The sequence below is a fragment of the Enterococcus sp. DIV0213h genome, assembly GCF_051711285.1.
GTDB classification, from domain to species: domain Bacteria; phylum Bacillota; class Bacilli; order Lactobacillales; family Enterococcaceae; genus Enterococcus_D; species Enterococcus_D casseliflavus.
The window spans coordinates 2,865,216-2,884,486 of the sequence record NZ_JBIOMH010000001.1 but is presented as its reverse complement, the minus strand read 5'-3'; the positions used below and the strand labels follow the sequence as shown (position 1 = coordinate 2,884,486).

At 42.1% G+C, this 19,271-nt stretch carries 18 protein-coding genes; all 18 read left to right on the top strand.

The genetic code is table 11. The annotated features are described in order from the left end of the window. Nucleotides 1-99: 99 nt before the first annotated feature. A complete protein-coding gene (gene eno / locus IGI77_RS13520) occupies nt 100-1,401 on the top strand; it encodes a surface-displayed alpha-enolase (RefSeq protein WP_005228686.1) in 1,302 nt (433 codons plus the stop codon). 527 nt (nt 1,402-1,928) lie between these two features. After that, on the top strand, nt 1,929-5,207 hold the full coding sequence (locus IGI77_RS13515; protein ID WP_438770206.1) for a Cna B-type domain-containing protein: 3,279 nt from the start codon (nt 1,929-1,931) through the stop codon (nt 5,205-5,207). A 138-nt stretch (nt 5,208-5,345) separates the two neighbouring features. Next, entirely contained in the window at nt 5,346-6,302 is a 957-nt protein-coding gene (locus tag IGI77_RS13510) for an alpha/beta hydrolase (RefSeq protein ID WP_074536102.1), read from the top strand. Between the two features lie 17 nt (nt 6,303-6,319). After that, nucleotides 6,320-6,592 (top strand): GNAT family N-acetyltransferase, encoded by a 273-nt coding sequence (locus tag IGI77_RS13505; RefSeq protein ID WP_015510184.1) that lies wholly within the window; start codon nt 6,320-6,322, stop codon nt 6,590-6,592. A 156-nt stretch (nt 6,593-6,748) separates the two neighbouring features. Further along, nucleotides 6,749-6,985 carry a preprotein translocase subunit SecG gene (gene secG, locus IGI77_RS13500; protein WP_005228700.1) on the top strand — a complete coding sequence of 79 codons (237 nt, stop codon included), beginning with the start codon at nt 6,749-6,751 and terminating at the stop codon, nt 6,983-6,985. A 123-nt stretch (nt 6,986-7,108) separates the two neighbouring features. Next, nucleotides 7,109-7,861: an alpha/beta hydrolase gene (locus tag IGI77_RS13495; protein WP_074536100.1), complete on the top strand. Its 753-nt coding sequence runs from the start codon at nt 7,109-7,111 to the stop codon at nt 7,859-7,861. Nucleotides 7,862-7,864: 3 nt separating this feature from the next. Further along, nucleotides 7,865-10,225: a ribonuclease R gene (rnr, locus tag IGI77_RS13490; protein WP_438770205.1), complete on the top strand. Its 2,361-nt coding sequence runs from the start codon at nt 7,865-7,867 to the stop codon at nt 10,223-10,225. A gap of 15 nt (nt 10,226-10,240) precedes the next feature. Continuing rightward, nucleotides 10,241-10,699 carry an SsrA-binding protein SmpB gene (smpB, locus tag IGI77_RS13485; protein WP_008380870.1) on the top strand — a complete coding sequence of 153 codons (459 nt, stop codon included), beginning with the start codon at nt 10,241-10,243 and terminating at the stop codon, nt 10,697-10,699. 293 nt (nt 10,700-10,992) lie between these two features. Then, nucleotides 10,993-11,712 carry a F0F1 ATP synthase subunit A gene (gene atpB / locus IGI77_RS13480; RefSeq protein ID WP_008380872.1) on the top strand — a complete coding sequence of 240 codons (720 nt, stop codon included), beginning with the start codon at nt 10,993-10,995 and terminating at the stop codon, nt 11,710-11,712. A gap of 32 nt (nt 11,713-11,744) precedes the next feature. Next, complete coding sequence (atpE, locus tag IGI77_RS13475; RefSeq protein ID WP_005228705.1) at nt 11,745-11,957, top strand: ATP synthase F0 subunit C; 213 nt, start codon at nt 11,745-11,747, stop codon at nt 11,955-11,957. Nucleotides 11,958-12,045: 88 nt separating this feature from the next. Further along, the gene (gene atpF, locus IGI77_RS13470; RefSeq protein WP_005228706.1) at nt 12,046-12,570 is read left to right on the top strand and encodes a F0F1 ATP synthase subunit B; all 525 of its coding nucleotides are present in this window, start codon (nt 12,046-12,048) and stop codon (nt 12,568-12,570) included. Next, nucleotides 12,557-13,099 carry a F0F1 ATP synthase subunit delta gene (locus tag IGI77_RS13465; RefSeq protein ID WP_010749797.1) on the top strand — a complete coding sequence of 181 codons (543 nt, stop codon included), beginning with the start codon at nt 12,557-12,559 and terminating at the stop codon, nt 13,097-13,099. The genes atpF and IGI77_RS13465 overlap by 14 nt, the downstream gene beginning before the upstream one ends. A gap of 23 nt (nt 13,100-13,122) precedes the next feature. Next, on the top strand, nt 13,123-14,679 hold the full coding sequence (atpA, locus tag IGI77_RS13460) for a F0F1 ATP synthase subunit alpha (protein ID WP_005228708.1): 1,557 nt from the start codon (nt 13,123-13,125) through the stop codon (nt 14,677-14,679). Between the two features lie 15 nt (nt 14,680-14,694). Further along, nucleotides 14,695-15,597 (top strand): F0F1 ATP synthase subunit gamma, encoded by a 903-nt coding sequence (locus IGI77_RS13455; RefSeq protein ID WP_005228710.1) that lies wholly within the window; start codon nt 14,695-14,697, stop codon nt 15,595-15,597. Between the two features lie 26 nt (nt 15,598-15,623). After that, complete coding sequence (atpD, locus tag IGI77_RS13450; RefSeq protein ID WP_005231864.1) at nt 15,624-17,030, top strand: F0F1 ATP synthase subunit beta; 1,407 nt, start codon at nt 15,624-15,626, stop codon at nt 17,028-17,030. Nucleotides 17,031-17,061: 31 nt separating this feature from the next. Then, entirely contained in the window at nt 17,062-17,484 is a 423-nt protein-coding gene (locus IGI77_RS13445) for a F0F1 ATP synthase subunit epsilon (RefSeq protein WP_005228716.1), read from the top strand. Nucleotides 17,485-17,644: 160 nt separating this feature from the next. Beyond that, a complete protein-coding gene (locus IGI77_RS13440; protein WP_008380880.1) occupies nt 17,645-17,878 on the top strand; it encodes a DUF1146 family protein in 234 nt (77 codons plus the stop codon). Nucleotides 17,879-17,968: 90 nt separating this feature from the next. Next, a complete protein-coding gene (murA, locus tag IGI77_RS13435) occupies nt 17,969-19,261 on the top strand; it encodes a UDP-N-acetylglucosamine 1-carboxyvinyltransferase (protein WP_016608772.1) in 1,293 nt (430 codons plus the stop codon). The last annotated feature ends 10 nt before the right edge of the window (nt 19,262-19,271 follow it).

Genomic DNA, 19,271 nt, shown 5'->3' with positions numbered 1-19,271 from the left:
AAAATAACATTTGCAGAATCGTGATTTTTTCACTACAATTAAGTTGTTCGCAAGGGGCTTTCCCCTTAAGATAAAACAAACTCAAAGGAGAGACAAAACATGTCAATTATTACTGATGTTTACGCACGCGAAGTCTTAGACTCACGTGGTAACCCAACTATCGAAGTAGAAGTCTACACAGAATCAGGTGCTTTCGGCCGCGGAATGGTTCCTTCAGGAGCTTCAACAGGTGAACACGAAGCAGTTGAATTACGTGATGGCGACAAAGCTCGTTATGGCGGTAAAGGTGTAACGAAAGCAGTTGACAATGTAAATAACATCATTGCAGAAGCTATCATCGGCTACGATGTACGTGACCAAATGGCTATCGATAAAGCAATGATCGCTTTAGACGGAACTCCTAACAAAGGCAAATTAGGCGCAAACGCGATTCTTGGTGTTTCTATCGCTGTTGCTCGTGCAGCTGCTGATTACCTAGAAGTACCTTTATACCACTACTTAGGCGGATTCAATACAAAAGTATTGCCAACTCCTATGATGAACATCGTCAACGGTGGTTCTCACTCTGACGCACCAATCGCTTTCCAAGAATTCATGATCTTGCCTGTAGGCGCACCTACATTCAAAGAAGGCTTACGTTGGGGTACTGAAGTATTCCACGCTTTGAAATCAATCTTGTCTAAACGTGGTTTAGAAACTTCAGTAGGTGACGAAGGTGGTTTCGCTCCTCGTTTTGAAGGAACTGAAGACGGTGTTGAAACAATCTTAGAAGCAATCAAAGCTGCTGGTTTAGAACCAGGTAAAGACGTATACCTAGGATTTGACTGTGCATCATCAGAATTTTACGAAAACGGTGTTTACGACTACTCTAAATTTGAAGGCGAAAACGGCGTAAAACGTACTGCTGCTGAACAAGTTGACTACTTAGAAGAATTAGTTAACAAATACCCAATCATCACTATCGAAGACGGTATGGATGAAAACGACTGGGATGGTTGGAAACTATTAACTGAACGCTTAGGCGACAAAGTTCAATTAGTAGGGGATGACTTGTTCGTTACAAATACTGAAATCCTTGAAAAAGGAATCAAAAACGGTATCGGTAACTCAATCCTGATCAAAGTTAACCAAATCGGTACATTGACTGAAACATTCAATGCTATCGAAATGGCGAAAGAAGCTGGTTACACTGCAGTCGTTTCTCACCGTTCAGGTGAAACAGAAGATTCAACAATCTCTGATATCGCAGTTGCAACAAACGCTGGCCAAATCAAAACTGGTTCTCTTTCACGTACTGACCGTATTGCAAAATACAACCAATTGCTACGTATCGAAGACCAACTTGGTGAAGTTGCTGAATACAAAGGCTTGCAAGCATTCTACAACTTGAAAAATAAATAATCAATTTCATTGATTTGCTCTGATGTTCTGTGGGCGGCTGATTCTTATCAGCTGCCACGACATCAGAGTTTTTTGTTTCATAAAAGTTAAGAGATTTTATAAATAGGCAGAAAATAACCATAAGGTTTTAAAGAATCTGCTAAAATTTTTTTAATATAAAATGAAAATAAATGGATGTTTTATGAAAGTTTTCATCGGTATTTTCAAAATGATAGTTTCTAACAAGTGAAATTTTGTTGAAGGCGTGGGAAAGGCTTTGGGTAGTTGAGTTGAAACAAAAAGACTTTGGTCACGATCAAAACAATCTTTATCGATTTTGACTATTTTTTATGAAAGTATTATTCTTTTGTATTTTGATTTTAAAGAAATCTTATTTCATTTTCACAAATTAGCTTGGAATCAAAAGACAAGTATCAATGGTTTCTCTCACTTTTTTCACAGAATTGAAATTTTACTAGCTTTGCTTTTTCTCTTCTTTCCGATTAGGATAATCACCTGAGTAAAATTTGTTGTTTGGAGGAAGAGAAATGCGTACTTATGTGAAAAAAATATCTTACCCGATTGTTATGTTGTCTTTGCTTGTGATGTCCTATGTGACACCATTGTTATCAGTCGTTACAGCTCATGCGGACACCGAGGGAAACACCAAAATAATTCTATTTCAAAATGAAAAAGGAACAGCGCAAGTGACCTCATTACCAGATCCTACGACAGGAAAAATCACTTGGACGATCGAGGTAGAAAAGAATCAGCAGTCTGCTGCTAATCAACTGGCATTCAGCTTGAGTGAAGGAGAACAAACGGTTCTGCCAGAATCAATCCAAAGCAACGGCACGCCATTTACATATGATCCGCAAAGACAGCAGCTGATGGAAGAAACTACTAGCAGCTCCTTTAGCCAAATGACGCTAACGTTTCAAACAAAAGCTCTTAAAACTTTGACAATCAAATCCGCATTTCTTCAAACAGAGGAAGAAAATGGACAAGTGAAAGAAGACATTATCAACACAACAGATGTAGCAGTTGTTTTACCTGACAATCAATCATCCACAGAAGCAACGAGTGCCGAAGCAGTGCTTGCTGACAGTCAGGAACAAACAGAGGCTTCCGAAAAACAGCCTGCCACAAAAAGCAGCGAGTCACAACCACAAGCAGAGTCAACTACCGCATCAACAGCAATAGAATCAACACCTGATACACAAGCAAGTGCGCCAGCAGTTTCACAACTATCAAGTGGCGGCAGCTTTAAGAATGATGTGCCAGAAGTTGATAACGCACTTCTTGGAGAAGCCCAATATTTTCATATTTTTGCTAACCATGCGACGCTAAATACCCATACGAACGGAAACTTAGCAGTGGGAGAACTAAATGGCAATGTCAATTTTGGAACCAGTATTCAGGATGGTTCGTTGGCAACAGAAATCAATTATATTCAAAAGGTCAATACTATCGCAAATTCTTCTTTTGTGTCAGGAACTGATAGCAGAAAAAACAAAGTTGTCTTTGGCCCATCAGTCACAGTAGATTTAGCAGATCAAAATCAACAACCTGCCGTTTTTGTAAATGGACAGAGAATGGATCACTTGAAAACTTCCGAAGTTTTCCAAGATCAATCCGCAAGTGAACCGTATATAGATTTTAAAAAGGTATTCTCAACGTTACAGGCGACGTCAGAAAGGCTAGGAGCCTATCCGCAAACGCCCGGTGTAACCAAAGACTTTACTGATAATAATCAGCGGGTCATCAATACCGCCCGTGCTGAAAATGATACGCAAGAGGTGGTGTTGACCTTAACGGATGAACAAGGAAACCCGCTTGATGACGGTGTTTACGAACTTCAAAATAAAAAGACACATAAAGAGGTTGATGAAGAGGTCACAAATGATGATGGACAAGTAATCGAAACGGATCTTCCAGAAGGGGACTATTCCTTTGTTGAAACAGAAGCGCCAGACGGTTATCTAATCGATAAGAAACCAATTTCCTTTTCGGCAGACACTATTGATGAAGAAGATCAAAAGGTAGTCGTTACTCTTTCAAAAACAGAATTAGAAAAAGATACACCTATTACCATCAAAGGGCTAACAAAAGGCACGTCTCCTGTGCTCATCAATGTGGATACCGAAGGAGCAAGTACCGTTAATATCAAGTCGCAAATCAAACTAGAATATACAGATGGCACGACGCGCAATAGTCATGAAACAGAAGATTTTGATGATGCCGTTATCCTGTGGAATTTTATTAATCAGCCAGAAAATCAAATGATTTCGATTAATAGTCCCTTCCAAGGAACGATTTTGGCTGTTGGTGATACAGTTGATGTCCACCAAAATGTTGACGGCAGTATCATTGCTGATACGGTATTGGTCAATGCGGAAACCCACCGCTGGGATCTTCAAGCCAATGAAACGGTTGTACCGATAATCAAACTAGCTGCAATGAATCACCTGCTGTCTCTTGATACAACGACAGTCAGCGGAACCAAAACGTGGGACGATTATGACAACAAATTTAATACCCGTCCGACAAGCATTACGGTTCAATTACTGCAAAACGGTGAAGTGTTCCAAACAAAAACGGTTACCCCAAATAAAGAGGGGGAATGGCATTATGAATTTACCGATCTACCAACAACTGACAAATCTGGTCAGACCTATGACTACGCAATTCAAGAAACACCCGTTGAAGGATACACCACCAAAGTAAATGGCTATGACCTAGTCAACACCTACCGCAATACTGAAACGACAGAAGTATCAGGAACAAAGACATGGAATGACTACGACAACAAATTCAATACCCGTCCTGAAAGCATCACTGTCAAACTGATACAAAATGATAAGGAAATCGACAAGCAAGTCGTAAAATCAGATAACCACGGCAACTGGACTTATCGCTTTGACAATCTGCCTAAGTATGATGCCGAAGGAAAAGCCTATACTTACAAGATCCAAGAAGAAAATGTTCCAGAATACATCAGTGAAATCAACGGTTATGATCTAGTCAATACGTACCGCAATACGGAAACAACAACAGTTTCAGGTACGAAAACATGGAATGATAACAACAATCAGCTCAACATCCGACCAGAAAGTATCACTGTCGAATTGATGCAAAATGGTAAAAAGATCGACAATCAAATCGTAAAAGCCGATAAAGAAGGGAACTGGACTTATCACTTCGAGAATCTGCCTAAGTATGATTCCAAGGGAAAAGCCTATGTCTACACGATTCAAGAAGCAACCGTTTCTGGATATATCAGTGAAGTAAACGGCTATGACCTAGTCAATACGGAAACAACCACAGTTTCAGGCAGAAAAACTTGGAATGACAACGACAACCAATTCAACACCCGCCCTGAAAGCATCACTGTCAATCTGATGCGAAACGGCGAAAAATACGCAGAAAAAATCGTAAAAGCAGATAAAAAAGGCAACTGGTCCTATCGCTTTGATAAGCTGCCAAAATACGATGCCGAAGGAAAAGCCTATACCTACACGATCCAAGAAGGAAAAGTTCCAGATTACACCACCAAAATAAATGGCTATAACTTAGTCAACACTTATACAGGGCCAGAGACACCAAAAACACCGAGTGATCCTAAAAAGCCGCAGGTCCCGTTGTCACCTAAAAAGCCAGATACTTCTAAACAATCGGAAGATGACAACAAGAATGACGCAAACCATGCGACTACTGAAAAACGATTGCCTAAGACAAACGAGCGCTCTTCTTATGAGTGGAGTATCCTTGGAAGTATTTTACTCGTTACAAGCGCTGGCATACTTTATCGACGAAAACATAGTTAATAAATTAAAACTTTGTCCTGCTTCTCTGCTAGAAGTCAGGGCAAAGTTTTTTTAAAGTATAGGACTTATTTAAGACGTGCGACAAAACTTTGGCTGAAATCCATTGTAAATGGTAAACTAAAATTAAGGGGGGATCCTATGGTTTGGCTATTGCTACTACTGCTTATTTTTGGTTTTTTGGTGTACTATGTATATCGCACGTCTGTTTTGAAAAAGGGCGTACGCTATTTTGTTTCGGCGATCATTATGCGAAACAATGAATGGTATGAAAAAGAAGGCAGAAAGAAACTGGGGATTCCATACAAAGAGCGGATCGCAACAAAGAGTTCGGCTTTTTGGACACAAGGTTCGGAATGTACGGTAACGACCGCCGATGATCTGATCCTAACAGCGGAAGTCTTTGATCAGTGTGCAAAAACGTGGGTGATCTGCTTGCATGGGTATCGCAGTGATGGGCAAGCAGATTGTCAAGAGGCAGCCGAGAAATTCTGGTCTGCTGGTTACAATGTTTTAGTTCCTGATTTACGTGCACATGGCCGCAGTGAAGGCAAAGAGATCGGCTTAGGGTGGCTAGATCGGATGGATCTACTTTTGTGGATCGATAAGATTTTGGAAAAAGACCCACAAACACAAATCTTCCTCTATGGTTTAGGAATGGGGGCTGCGACCTTGCTGCTGGCTAGTGGAGAAGTCATGCCGGTGCAAGTGGCTGGGTTGATCTCAGACAGCAGCTATACGTCCGTTTACAGTGCGATCCGATCAAGCTTGCCGCAATTTTCTCGGTTACCGATCAAACGCTTTTTGCGCTTAGCGAATCGCTATAGCAAACAATTAGTCGGTTATCCCTTCTTGCAGATCTCGGTGACCCGACAAGTCGGCAGCAACCATTTACCTGTGCTGTTTTTACAAGGAGAAAAAGATTCGTTTCTTTCGGAAAAAGAGATCAATACCTTAATGGAAGCAACGGCTGGACCGAAACAAAAAGTCCTCTTTGCGAATATGGGACATTTACAGGCAGTGAAAGATGCACCAGAATATTGGCCAACCGTTTTGCAATTCATTGAGAATATCAAACAAAATACAGACATCGTCTGATAGAAAGGAAGAAAGCAATGGAAATCAAAGAAGAAAATAAACGTTTTGCTTTGTATGATGGAGAAAAAGAGGTGGGAGAAATCACATGGCAAGAAACGCCAGATGATGTTCTAGAAGTAGACCACACCTTCGTCAATCCTGATTATCGCGGCCAGCAATTGGCGCAAAAATTACTCAAAGCGGTTGTTGAAAAAGCAAGACGGGAAGAGAAAAAAATTATGCCTGTCTGCTCCTTTGCGGTCAAAGAGTTCAAAGAAAAACCAGAATACGATGACGTACTCGTTCGCTGATTTGAACGAAAGTGATCTATGAGAAAAAGGCTGTCAGAAAGGACAGTCTTTTTTTTAAACCGTCATGCAACGGTCAATGACAAAAAGAGAGTAGTAATTTCCAGCGGAAAATGCTAAAATGGAAAGGACGACTTTAGCAAGCAAGGAGGAGCTAACGTGTATAACATCTTATTAACTGCTGTGATCGTTATTTCGATTTTAATGGTCATTACGATCATGATGCAGCCTAGCAAGCAAAATAGTGCAGCTAGTGCCTTTACTGGCGGTGCAGATCAATTGTTTGGTAAGCAAAAAGCCCGTGGATTTGAAGCGGTGATGCAGCGTTCAACGGCCATTTTAGGTTTTGTTTGGATGGTCTTGCTCTTTATTTTGGCTTTTCTTTCATCAAACTAATCACTTTGTTAGCGAACCTCTCGTAAAGAGAGGTTTTTTTCTTTTTAACGGGAAGATTTTGATCGCATTTGTCGAAGTATTCTTGCTAACTATGGTAGAATTGGACGTGAGGTGAAAGGAAACATGAAAACATTTAATCAACCAAAACCGGTTTTTGCTGAACACGGCAAACGAGCGGTCATTTTGTTCCATGCCTATTCAGGCAGTCCTAACGATGTGCGCATGCTTTGTCGTTCGTTAGAACAAAAAGACTACACGGTTTATACACCGATGTTTACTGGACATGGTACACCGAATCCAGATGATATCTTAAATCAAGGAATGACTGTTTGGCAGCAGGATGCTGCGGATGCAGTTGCTTATGTGAAAGAAAAAGGCTATGAGGAAGTTGCCGTTCTTGGACTTTCGATGGGTGGGATTTTAGCGATGGATCGTTTGACGCAAGACCCAACATTGATGGGCGGCGGTCTTTTTTGCTCACCGTTATTTGAAACCAAGAACGAAGTACCAGTCAATTTTGAAAAGTATGCTGAAATGGTCATACCCTACGCTGATTTAGATGAGGCGACCCAAAAAGAAATATTGGCAGAAGTCCCTCGTAAGGTCAGAGAACAACTGCAAGGAATCGAAACAGTCGGACAAACCACAGCCGAGCATTTAGGAAAAATCGAGCGCCCAATCTTCCTGGCGCAAGCAGGAAGGGACCAAATGATCGATCCACAGACGGTTTTCAAAACCGCAGCGGCATTGTCCCATGTTCCCTATACGCTTCAATGGTATCCTCAAAGTGGTCATGTGGTGACAGTTGGACCAGAACGGAAAAAATTAGAGCAGGATGTGTTTGCTTTCTTAGAAACACTTGCTTGGAAAGAGTGAGTTATGACAGAAACGATTAAAACAAAAATTATTCAGTTTCTCGAAGAAAGCCGTAAAAAAAGTTTTTCAATGGAAGAAATTGCTGAAGGTCTAGGACTTCAAAAAAGTACAGACTTTAAGAATCTTGTCCAGACAGTAGCGGCGATGGAACGAGAAGGCAGTGTGATTTTTAACAAAAAAGGCAAAGTGAAATTACCAATGAAACGAGTGTTTGTGGAAGGAACCTTTCGTGCCAACGAGCGGGGCTTCGGCTTTGTCACGTTGGATGAAGAAGAAGACGATATTTATATCCCTAAAGAAGCAACAGGCTATGCCATGGACGGCGATACCGTTGCTGTAGACATCGTGCATGTTGCCGATCCTTTTTCAGATCGCGGCGCAGAGGGAAAGGTCGTAGAAATCAAACAACGCGCCATCAGTCAGTTGGTCGGCGAGTTTACATTATTTGACGAAAAAGAGATCGAAGAATCGGATCTATATGGCGTTGTTCAACCTAAAGATAAAAAACTAAGCGATTTAAAGGTGTTTATCGGCGCCCAAGGAATTCGTCCAGTAGACGGCAGCATCGTGATCGTTGAAATCAGCCATTATCCAGAAAAAGGCTATTCGAAAAGCTTAGAGGGGTTGATCACAAAAGTTGTGGGGCATAAAAACGATCCTGGAATGGATATTTTATCGATCGTCGTGGCGAATGGGATTCCCACAAAATTTGAGGAAGAAACCTTGGCAGCGGCAGATGCAGTACCCGATACGATCGATCCTGCTGACTTTCCAGAACGACGGGATTTGCGAGATCAACAGATCGTAACGATCGATGGAGCGGATGCCAAAGATTTGGATGATGCGGTGACGGTAAAAGCATTGCCTGACGGCAGCTTCTATTTGGGCGTGCATATCGCAGATGTTTCTTATTATGTGACAGAAAACAGTGCGTTGGACAAAGAAGCTTTTGAGCGGGGAACGAGTGTCTATCTAACGGATCGAGTGATCCCGATGATCCCACAACGTTTATCAAACGGGATCTGTTCGTTGAATCCGAATGTCCCAAGGTTGGCCATGAGCTGTGAAATGTGGATCAACCAAGAGGGGATCGTCACGGATTACAATATTTTCCAAAGTATTATTCAAACAAGTGCCCGCATGACTTATCAGGCAGTCAATCAAATTATTGAAGACAATGATCCAGAAACCAGCAAAGAATATGCGAAACTAGTACCGATGTTCCATGATATGGCCGCCTTGCACCACGTGTTAGAAACGATGCGGATCAAGCGTGGGGCGGTTTCTTTTGAAGACCGCGAAGCGAAAATCTTGGTCGATGGAGAAGGACACCCGCAAGAAATCGTTCTGCGAGAACGTGGCGTCGGCGAACGATTGATCGAGTCCTTCATGTTGGCAGCCAATGAAACCGTGGCGCGCCATTTCAATCGGAAGCATTTACCATTTATTTATCGGATCCATGAGGAACCAAAAGAAGAGAAAATGCGTCGCTTCTTTGATTTTGCTTCTGCTTTAGGGATTGTAGTCAAACAAACCAACGGCTCGATCTCACCAAAACAACTGCAAAAAGTGGTTGAAGATGTCGCAGATAAGCCAGAGGCAATGGTTGTCAATACGATGCTGCTCAGAAGTATGCAGCAAGCGAAGTATTCAGAAGAAAACGTCGGCCACTATGGTTTGGCAGCGGAAGATTATACCCACTTCACGTCACCGATCCGTCGGTACCCCGACTTGATCGTGCATCGCTTGATTCGTTCTTACAGTGAAGATGTCTCTGAAGCCAACCAAAACAAATGGGCTGAAATCTTGCCTGACATCGCAATGCACAGCTCCCAAATGGAACGACGAGCAGTCGATGCAGAAAGAGAAGTCGATGCGCTTAAAAAAGCTGAGTATATGGCCGATAAAGTAGGAGAAGAGTTTGACGGTATCATCAGTTCCGTCGTTAAGTTTGGCTTGTTTATTGAATTGCCTAACACGATTGAAGGGCTGATCCATATCAATAATCTGAAGCAAGATTACTTCCATTATTTGGAAAACCATCTGGCACTTGTAGGTGAACGGACAGGCTTGACCTTTAAAATTGGTCAAAAAGTTCGTATCAAAGTCGTGAAAGCTGATCCTGAAACAAGAGAGATCGATTTCGAATTGGTAGCAGCAGAAGAAGTCGAAAAACTGCAAGCACCAAAAGCCAACAAACGAAACAACCATCAAAAAAATGAAGCGAACCGTCGCGGGAAAAAACAACACAACCCTGAGAAAAAACAAGGGAAACGCTTTGAACAAACCGGTAAAGGCAAGTCAAAGAAAGCTGGCAAAGTGAAAAAGAAAAAACCTTTTTACAAAGGAATCAAGAAAAAATAATTGGAGGGATGGCCCGTGCCTAAAGGAGAAGGGAAATTAATCGCCCAAAACAAAAAGGCCCGCCATGATTACACGATCCTCGATACGATCGAAGCGGGGATCGTCTTACAGGGAACAGAGATCAAAGCGATCCGTAACAGTCGGATCAATTTGAAAGACGGCTTTGTACGCATTCGCAATGGTGAGGCATTCTTAGTCAATGTGCATATCAGCCCATACGAGCAAGGAAACATTTTTAATCATGATCCACTACGGACAAGAAAACTGTTACTGCATAAAAAGCAGATTGCTCGTCTGATTGGCGAAACAAAAAATACAGGCATGACGATCGTTCCGTTAAAGGTGTATATCAAGGATGGTTATGCCAAAGTTTTGATTGGTTTAGCGAAAGGAAAACGCGAATATGACAAGCGGGAATCCTTGAAACGCAAAGATCAAGAAAGACAAATTGACCGAGTTCTTAGAAATTTCTAATTTTCTAAGAACTTCTTTTAGAATCCGATAGAGGTTATTGCTTTGAAAATCGCGCTAAATTTGGTAGCATTTAAGGGAAAGCTGTTGATATAACAGGCTTTTTCTTCCACATAGCGACACGGGAATTTTTCATTTAATTTAGGATTTTTGGCATTGTGAGTTTTTTGTCTAATTTTCTTGAAAATGCTTTGAAATTTTCCATTCGTGGTGGTATGATACCGATTGTTATGAGAGGAAACGCATTGTAACACCAGATTTTTTTCTGGAGATGACAGGAAAAGAGGTGAGAAAGATTGGAAGATAAATCGCTTATGTTTCATATCGGTCCTATATGGTTTGATGGAACTGTAGCTATGATGACAATCATTTCTTGTATTATTGTTTTTTTGGTGGTCTTTATTTGTACACGTAATCTGCAAATGAAACCGAAAGGGAAGCAGAACTTCATTGAATGGGTCATTGACTTTGTTCGCGGTATCGTAGCGGACAATCTACCAGGATCTCAAGTGAACAACTTTCATTTGCTCGGTGTAACAATGTTTCTTTTTGTGTTTGTGGCAAATGAGATCGGGTTAGTCACAAAAATCGTGACGACAGATGACATTACCTTATGGAAAAGTCCGACAGCAGACCCGTTTGTTACACTGACACTCGCACTTATGGTTATTTCCTTGACACATTTCTTTGGGATCAAGTCGTTGGGCTTCAAAAATTACTTGATCAATTCGTACTTGAAACCGGTGGGGTTCTTATTACCGCTAAAAATCATCGAAGAATTTACGAATGTCATCACGTTAGGCTTGCGTTTATATGGAAATATATTCGCAGGGGAAGTGTTATTGGGATTGATTGCCAACATGTTTATTAGTCTTGGTTGGTGGTCATTACCGATCGTGATGCCGCTAGAAATGATCTGGATTGGCTTCTCACTCTTTATTGGAGCGATCCAAGCTTATGTATTTGTTACATTGACCATGGTATTTATGAGCCACAAAATCGTGGCAGAACATTAATCGAATCGACATACAATTAGGAGGAAAAAAGAATGAACTTTATTGGAGCAGGATTAGCAATTATCGGAGCAGCAATTGGTGCAGGGTATGGTAACGGACAAGTAATCGCAAAAACGATCGAATCAATGGCACGCCAACCTGAAATGTCAGGTCAACTACGTTCAACAATGTTTATCGGGGTCGCGTTAGTCGAAGCTGTACCGATTCTAGGGGTAGTTATCGCGCTGTTATTAGTCTTCCGATAAGACAAGCACGAAAAGGCAGAAACGAACAATTGCACTCGTTTTTGCTTTTTTCTAATGAAACAATGACTTTCAGAAAGGAAGAATCGTTATGCTAAATCAGTTGGTTATAGCGGAAGTTCAAAATCCAATGCTTGGCAATATTATCGTTGTCAGCGGATCAATTCTTCTTTTGCTATTCTTATTGAAACATTTTGCATGGGATGCCATCAGCAGCATGATGCAAAAACGGGAAGATAAAATCGCCAATGATTTGGATTCAGCGGAACAATCACGCTTGAATGCAGCAAAATTAGAAAAAGAACGCCAAGAAAAATTGGCACGTTCTCATTCTGAAGCTGCGGAGATCATCAAGAGCGCCAAAGATAGCGGGGAATTGAGTCGACAAAATATTTTGAGCGAGACCAAAGAAGAAGTGGCTCGTTTGAAAGAAAAAGCAAACTCAGATATCACCCTTGAAAAAGAAACTGCGTTAAAAGAAGTGAAAGATGATGTTGCAGAACTTTCGCTTCAAATCGCAGAAAAAATCTTAGGACGCGAATTGACTCCCGAAAATCATGAATCCCTAATCAATCAATATATCGAAGGATTGGGTTCAGTTAATGAAACTCGATAAATTCACAGTGGGAAAACGCTATGGAAAAGCCTTGTTCGAATTGGCGATGGAAGAACAGCGCTTGACAGAAGTTTACCAAGAATTAATGACCTTGCGTCAGATTTATCAGGAGATTCCAACATTCGGTCAGATCGTGACGGATAACCGCTTGGATCTCCATGAAAAAAGACAATTAGTCGATCAATTGCTGAAGGGCTTTGAAGGCTTGGTCAGAAATTTCTTAGAGATCGTTTATGAATATGATCGCATGGATGATCTATTGCTGATCATTGACGAATACGAACGTCGTTACGATGAATATCAAGGTCTTGTTCTCGGAACGATCACAACGGCTGTTGCTTTGTCAGCAGAACAAAAAAGCAAAATCGAAAAGCAAATCGCCGATAAGCTTGGGTACAAGCAGGCACAATTGAAAGAAACGGTCGATCCAACGATTTTAGGCGGAGTCATCGTTGAAGCAAATCATCAAGTGATCGACGGTAGTATTAAGAGCCAACTGGATTATCTGCGACAAAAAATCGGCAGATAAACAAGAGATAAGAGGTGAATCGGATGGCCATCAAAGCAGAAGAAATTAGTGCCTTGATCAAAGAGCAAATTAAAAATTATCAGAACGAACTTTCTGTAGAAGAAATCGGTACTGTCACATATGTTGGGGACGGGATCGCCCGTGCTCACGGTTTAGAAAATGCCATGAGTGGAGAACTGCTTGAGTTTTCAAACGGTTCTTATGGGATGGCACAAAACTTAGAATCAAACGACGTCGGGATCATCATCCTAGGTGATTTTGAAACCATTCGTGAAGGAGACAAAGTAAAACGAACCGGTAAAATCATGGAAGTTCCTGTCGGCGATGCATTAATTGGCCGGGTAGTGAACCCATTAGGGCAACCGATCGATGGCTTAGGTCCGATCGAAACAGACAAATCACGCCCAGTTGAAGCAGCTGCACCAGGTGTAATGCAACGGAAATCCGTATCGGAACCAATGCAAACAGGGTTGAAAGCTATTGATGCTTTAGTACCAATCGGTCGTGGCCAACGGGAATTAGTCATCGGTGACCGGAAAACCGGGAAAACAACGATTGCGATCGATGCGATCATTAACCAAAAAGGGCAAGACATGATCTGTATCTATGTCGCTATTGGTCAAAAAGACTCAACGGTTCGTGCACAAGTAGAAACATTACGCCGTTACGGTGCACTTGATTACACGATCGTTGTTTCAGCAGGTGCTTCACAACCAGCACCATTGCTTTACATCGCACCTTATGCCGGGGCAGCAATGGGAGAAGAATTCATGTATAACGGCAAACATGTTTTGATCGTCTTTGATGACTTATCAAAACAAGCAGTCGCTTACCGTGAACTTTCTCTCCTTCTACGCCGTCCGCCAGGTCGTGAAGCATACCCAGGGGATGTCTTCTACTTGCACTCTCGTTTATTGGAACGTGCAGCGAAATTAAGTGATGAACTAGGTGGCGGATCAATGACGGCACTGCCGTTCGTTGAAACGCAAGCGGGGGATATCTCAGCCTATATCCCAACCAACGTGATTTCTATCACAGATGGACAAATTTTCTTAGAAAATGACCTATTCTATTCAGGTGTGCGTCCTGCCGTAGCGGCTGGATTGTCCGTTTCACGGGTTGGTGGTTCTGCACAGATCAAAGCGATGAAGAAAGTTGCTGGAACCTTGCGTTTGGACTTGGCAAGTTACCGCGAGCTAGAAGCCTTCACACAATTTGGGTCTGATCTAGATGCTGCGACACAAGCCAAATTAAACCGCGGTCGTCGTACCGTTGAAATCTTAAAGCAAAAACTACATGAACCATTGGCAGTCGAAAAACAAGTCGTGATTCTTTATGCGTTGACGCATGGATTCATTGATAGTGTACCTGTCAATAAACTATTGGACTTTGAAGCAGAATTATTTGAGTATATCGAAGCAAACGCAGCAACGATTTTTGAAACCATTCGGACAACGAAAGACTTGCCAGAAGAAAGCTTGTTAGATGACACCATTAAAGCATTCAAAGATATTTTCATGGCATCCAACAGTTCTCGGGTGACACCGCAAGATAAAATATCGACAATGCAAAACGCATAAAAGAGGTGAGAGAAAATGGCTGCTTCATTAAATGAAATCAAGCAACGAATTGCCTCAACAAAGAAAACCAGCCAAATCACAAAGGCCATGCAAATGGTTTCAGCTGCAAAATTAACAAAATCTGAAGCTCATTCGAAACAGTTTCAAGTGTATGCCAACAAAGTACGTGAAATCGTTACGCATTTGACTGCGCAGCAGCTTTCCGATCTTGCAGGTTCTGGTCCTAAAGATGGTGTGAACTATAACAGTATGTTGGTTAGTCGTCCGGTCAAACGCACAGGCTATATCGTCATCACTTCTGATGGCGGTCTAGTGGGCGGCTATAATAGTTCCATCTTAAAACAAATGATGACCATGCTGGATGAAGACCATGCAAAAGAAGAAGAGTATGTCATGATTGCCATTGGTGCAACTGGCGCTGACTTTTTCAAAGCACGGGGCATCAATTTGGCGTACGAGTTAAGAAACCTTTCGGATCAACCAAGCTTTGATGAGGTACGTAAAATCGTAACATTGGCAACCACGATGTACCAAAACGAGGTCTTCGATGAATTATATGTGTGTTATAACCATCACATCAATTCATTGACTAGCCAATTTCGTGTGGAGAAAATGTTGCCGATATCCGATTTAGATCCTGAAGAAGCCGAAAGTTATGAACAAGAATACTTGTTTGAACCTTCCAGAGAAGCGATTTTGAATCAATTACTGCCTCAATACGCTGAAAGCTTGATTTATGGTGCGATTGTTGACGCAAAAACAGCCGAGCATGCTGCCGGAATGACAGCGATGAAAACAGCAACAGATAATGCCAAAAATATTATTGGGGACTTGACGATCTCATACAACCGAGCGCGCCAAGGAGCGATCACCCAAGAAATTACTGAAATTGTGGCGGGGGCATCCGCGTTAGAATAGTTTCAAGAACGAATGGAGGAATACGAATGAGTTCAGGCAAGATTGTTCAAGTCATTGGTCCCGTTGTTGACGTGGAATTCTCTCTAGACCAATCATTACCAGATATCAACAATGCGTTGATTGTTTACAAAAAAGATGAGCAGAAAACAAAAGTTGTGTTAGAAGCTGCCTTAGAACTTGGCGACGGCGTTATCCGTACGATTGCCATGGAATCAACAGATGGCTTACAACGAGGAATGGAAGTAATCGATACAGGCGCCTCCATTTCTGTTCCAGTTGGGACAGAAACCTTAGGACGGGTGTTTAATGTCTTAGGGGACACCATCGATTTAGAAGCGCCGTTCCCTGAAGAAGCACCCCGCAGTGGGATTCACAAAAAAGCACCTGACTTTGATGAATTGTCAACAAGTACGGAGATCCTTGAAACTGGGATCAAAGTTATCGATTTGTTAGCCCCTTATTTAAAAGGGGGGAAAGTTGGACTTTTCGGTGGTGCCGGTGTTGGTAAAACCGTCTTGATCCAAGAATTGATCCACAACATCGCCCAAGAGCATGGTGGGATCTCTGTCTTCACAGGTGTTGGTGAACGGACACGTGAAGGAAATGACCTTTATAATGAAATGAAAGAATCTGGCGTTATCGAAAAAACAGCCATGGTGTTTGGACAAATGAACGAACCACCAGGTGCTCGGATGCGGGTAGCCTTGACTGGTTTGACATTAGCCGAGTACTTCCGTGATGTGGAAGGACAAGACGTGCTCTTGTTTATCGATAATATCTTCCGCTTCACTCAAGCAGGTTCTGAAGTATCTGCCTTACTAGGTCGGATGCCGTCTGCCGTTGGGTATCAGCCAACATTAGCAACTGAGATGGGGCAATTACAAGAACGGATCACATCGACGAAGAAAGGTTCCGTTACGTCTATTCAAGCCATCTATGTCCCTGCCGATGACTACACTGACCCAGCACCTGCGACTGCTTTTGCCCATTTGGATGCAACAACCAACTTGGAACGTAAATTGACCGAACAAGGGATCTATCCTGCCGTTGATCCACTGGCGTCTTCTTCTAGTGCGTTAGCACCTGAAATCGTTGGTGAAAAACATTATGAAGTAGCGACTGAAGTACAGCATGCGTTACAACGTTATCGGGAATTACAAGACATCATCGCCATCTTAGGGATGGATGAACTGTCTGATGATGAAAAAACCTTAGTTGCCCGCGCACGCCGCATTCAATTCTTCTTGTCACAAAACTTCCACGTAGCGGAACAGTTTACGGGACAACCTGGTTCTTATGTGCCAGTTGAAGAAACCATCAAAGGATTTGCAGAGATTCTTGAAGGAAAATATGATGATCTTCCAGAAGAAGCCTTCCGCAGTGTTGGACGAATTGAAGATGTCATTGAAAAAGCGAAAAAAATTGGCTATTAATTAACCAGCCTTGAAGAAAGAGGGGAACCTCATGGATCAATTTTTAACAGTCAATGTGGTGACACCTGCTGGTTTGGTTTACGATCATCACGCGAAAATCGTGGTTGCACGTACGACAGATGGTGAGATCGGTATTTTGCCGCATCATGCCCCAATCATCGTTCCATTGACGATTGATGAAGTCCGGGTCAAACGGATCGATTCAGATACCCATGTCGACTGGGTCGCTGTCAACGGCGGTATATTAGAAGTGCGAGACAATGTTGTCTCGATCGTAGCCGATAGTGCGGAACGTGATCGTGACATCGACGTTTCACGTGCAGAAAGAGCAAAACAGCGTGCAGAACGCCAAATCGAAGAAGCCAAACAAGTCGAAGATATCGACCAGCTTCGGCGCGCAACGGTTGCTTTGCACCGCGCCATCAATCGAATCAACGTGTCAAAACATTCCTAAAAAACAAGGGCTTCTTGCCTTTGTTTTTTTGTTTCTCCAAGAAAACGTTTTAAAAACTTTTTAAAGTCTTTTCATGAAGGTTTCAAGAAAGATTATTTTTTATCTTGACATCTTTGTGGTATGATAGGAATGTTCAATTATGAAAAAAGGAGCAGAAAGTATGCAAGTGTATGGAATTGATGCAATCATTCGAATCGTGAGTCATTTAGCGTTCATCTATTTAGCATTTTGGGCATTGCAATCTGTGCGGATCGATGCTTTTTTTAAAGCCTTACGAACGACTCAGATACGAATGGTCATGGTGTTTCTTGCGATTGCATTAGGCTACACCGCCAGTACTTTTTTCCTTGAGTTGATTGCGTTATGTCGTAATTTATTTTTAACAGGTTTTTAAGAATTTCATTAATATATGCAAAAACACCGAATATTATGCTATAATTGGCAAGATTTGTGTGAGTCACTGCATTATTTGGAGGGAACATAAATGGAAGAGATGATCGTTCAAGGTGGTAATCGATTAACTGGAACAGTGAAGATCGAAGGGGCAAAAAATGCTGTTCTACCTATCTTAGCGGCAAGCTTATTAGCGGAAGAAGGAACAACGACATTAACAAATGTACCGATCCTTTCCGATGTATTAACAATGAAAGAAGTGATTCGGCATTTAAATGTCGCAATCGATTTTGAAGAAGAAAACAACACAATGACGATCGATGCGTCACAAGAATTAGCAATCGAAGCACCGTATGAGTATGTGAGCCAAATGCGCGCTTCAATCGTAGTCATGGGGCCTTTGTTAGCCCGTAATGGACATGCCAAAGTGGCAATGCCTGGCGGCTGTGCAATCGGCAAACGACCAATTGATTTACATTTGAAGGGATTTCAAGCACTAGGCGCGCAAATCATCCAAAAAGATGGATACATAGAAGCGATCGCCGATGAGTTAAAAGGCAATAGCATTTACTTGGATTTCCCAAGTGTCGGCGCAACGCAAAATATCATGATGGCTGCCGTAAAAGCTAAAGGCATCACCATCATCGAAAACGTCGCTCGTGAGCCAGAAATCGTTGATTTAGCAAACATTTTGAATAAAATGGGTGCCAAGGTCTTTGGTGCAGGAACCGAAACGATGCGTATTGAAGGTGTCGAACACCTGCATGCAGTAGATCATTCGATCGTGCAAGACCGTATCGAAGCAGGAACCTTTATGGTTGCAGCAGCGATGACTCAAGGAGACGTTATTATTAAAGATGCGATCTCAGAGCACAATCGTCCATTGATTTCAAAATTGATCGAAATGGGTGCAGAAGTGACTGAAGTCGCTGAAGGGATTCGTGTGGTCGGACCAGAACGCTTGAAAGCGACTGATGTAAAAACGATGCCACATCCAGGTTTTCCTACGGACATGCAAGCGCAAATGTCTGCTATTCAATTATTAGCGCAAGGAACGAGTGTTGTGAATGAAACGGTATTTGAGAATCGTTTCCAACATTTAGAAGAAATGCGTCGCATGAATGCCCATGTAAAAATTGACGGCAACGTTGCAGTGATCGAAGGCGGTCATGAATTACAAGGTGCGCTGGTCTATGCGACAGATTTACGTGCCGCAGCAGCGTTGATTTTATTAGGTTTGCGTTCAACGGGACGGACGCGTGTTCGCAATCTAAAATATTTGGATCGCGGCTACTACAAATTCCACGAAAAATTGCAACAATTAGGGGCATCTGTTGAACGAGTTTCTGACGCAGTAGAAGAAGTCGTACCAGTTAACGCCTAATAGGAGTAGG

What these genes read in the sequence shown, in the direction of transcription:
- eno (WP_005228686.1), top strand. Translation starts at nt 100, where the DNA reads ATGTCAATTATTACTGATGTTTACGCACGCGAAGTCTTAGACTCACGT.
- IGI77_RS13515 (WP_438770206.1), top strand. Translation starts at nt 1,929, where the DNA reads ATGCGTACTTATGTGAAAAAAATATCTTACCCGATTGTTATGTTGTCT.
- IGI77_RS13510 (WP_074536102.1), top strand. Translation starts at nt 5,346, where the DNA reads ATGGTTTGGCTATTGCTACTACTGCTTATTTTTGGTTTTTTGGTGTAC.
- IGI77_RS13505 (WP_015510184.1), top strand. Translation starts at nt 6,320, where the DNA reads ATGGAAATCAAAGAAGAAAATAAACGTTTTGCTTTGTATGATGGAGAA.
- IGI77_RS13495 (WP_074536100.1), top strand. Translation starts at nt 7,109, where the DNA reads ATGAAAACATTTAATCAACCAAAACCGGTTTTTGCTGAACACGGCAAA.
- rnr (WP_438770205.1), top strand. Translation starts at nt 7,865, where the DNA reads ATGACAGAAACGATTAAAACAAAAATTATTCAGTTTCTCGAAGAAAGC.
- atpE (WP_005228705.1), top strand. Translation starts at nt 11,745, where the DNA reads ATGAACTTTATTGGAGCAGGATTAGCAATTATCGGAGCAGCAATTGGT.
- atpF (WP_005228706.1), top strand. Translation starts at nt 12,046, where the DNA reads ATGCTAAATCAGTTGGTTATAGCGGAAGTTCAAAATCCAATGCTTGGC.
- IGI77_RS13465 (WP_010749797.1), top strand. Translation starts at nt 12,557, where the DNA reads ATGAAACTCGATAAATTCACAGTGGGAAAACGCTATGGAAAAGCCTTG.
- atpA (WP_005228708.1), top strand. Translation starts at nt 13,123, where the DNA reads ATGGCCATCAAAGCAGAAGAAATTAGTGCCTTGATCAAAGAGCAAATT.
- IGI77_RS13455 (WP_005228710.1), top strand. Translation starts at nt 14,695, where the DNA reads ATGGCTGCTTCATTAAATGAAATCAAGCAACGAATTGCCTCAACAAAG.
- atpD (WP_005231864.1), top strand. Translation starts at nt 15,624, where the DNA reads ATGAGTTCAGGCAAGATTGTTCAAGTCATTGGTCCCGTTGTTGACGTG.
- IGI77_RS13445 (WP_005228716.1), top strand. Translation starts at nt 17,062, where the DNA reads ATGGATCAATTTTTAACAGTCAATGTGGTGACACCTGCTGGTTTGGTT.
- IGI77_RS13440 (WP_008380880.1), top strand. Translation starts at nt 17,645, where the DNA reads ATGCAAGTGTATGGAATTGATGCAATCATTCGAATCGTGAGTCATTTA.
- murA (WP_016608772.1), top strand. Translation starts at nt 17,969, where the DNA reads ATGGAAGAGATGATCGTTCAAGGTGGTAATCGATTAACTGGAACAGTG.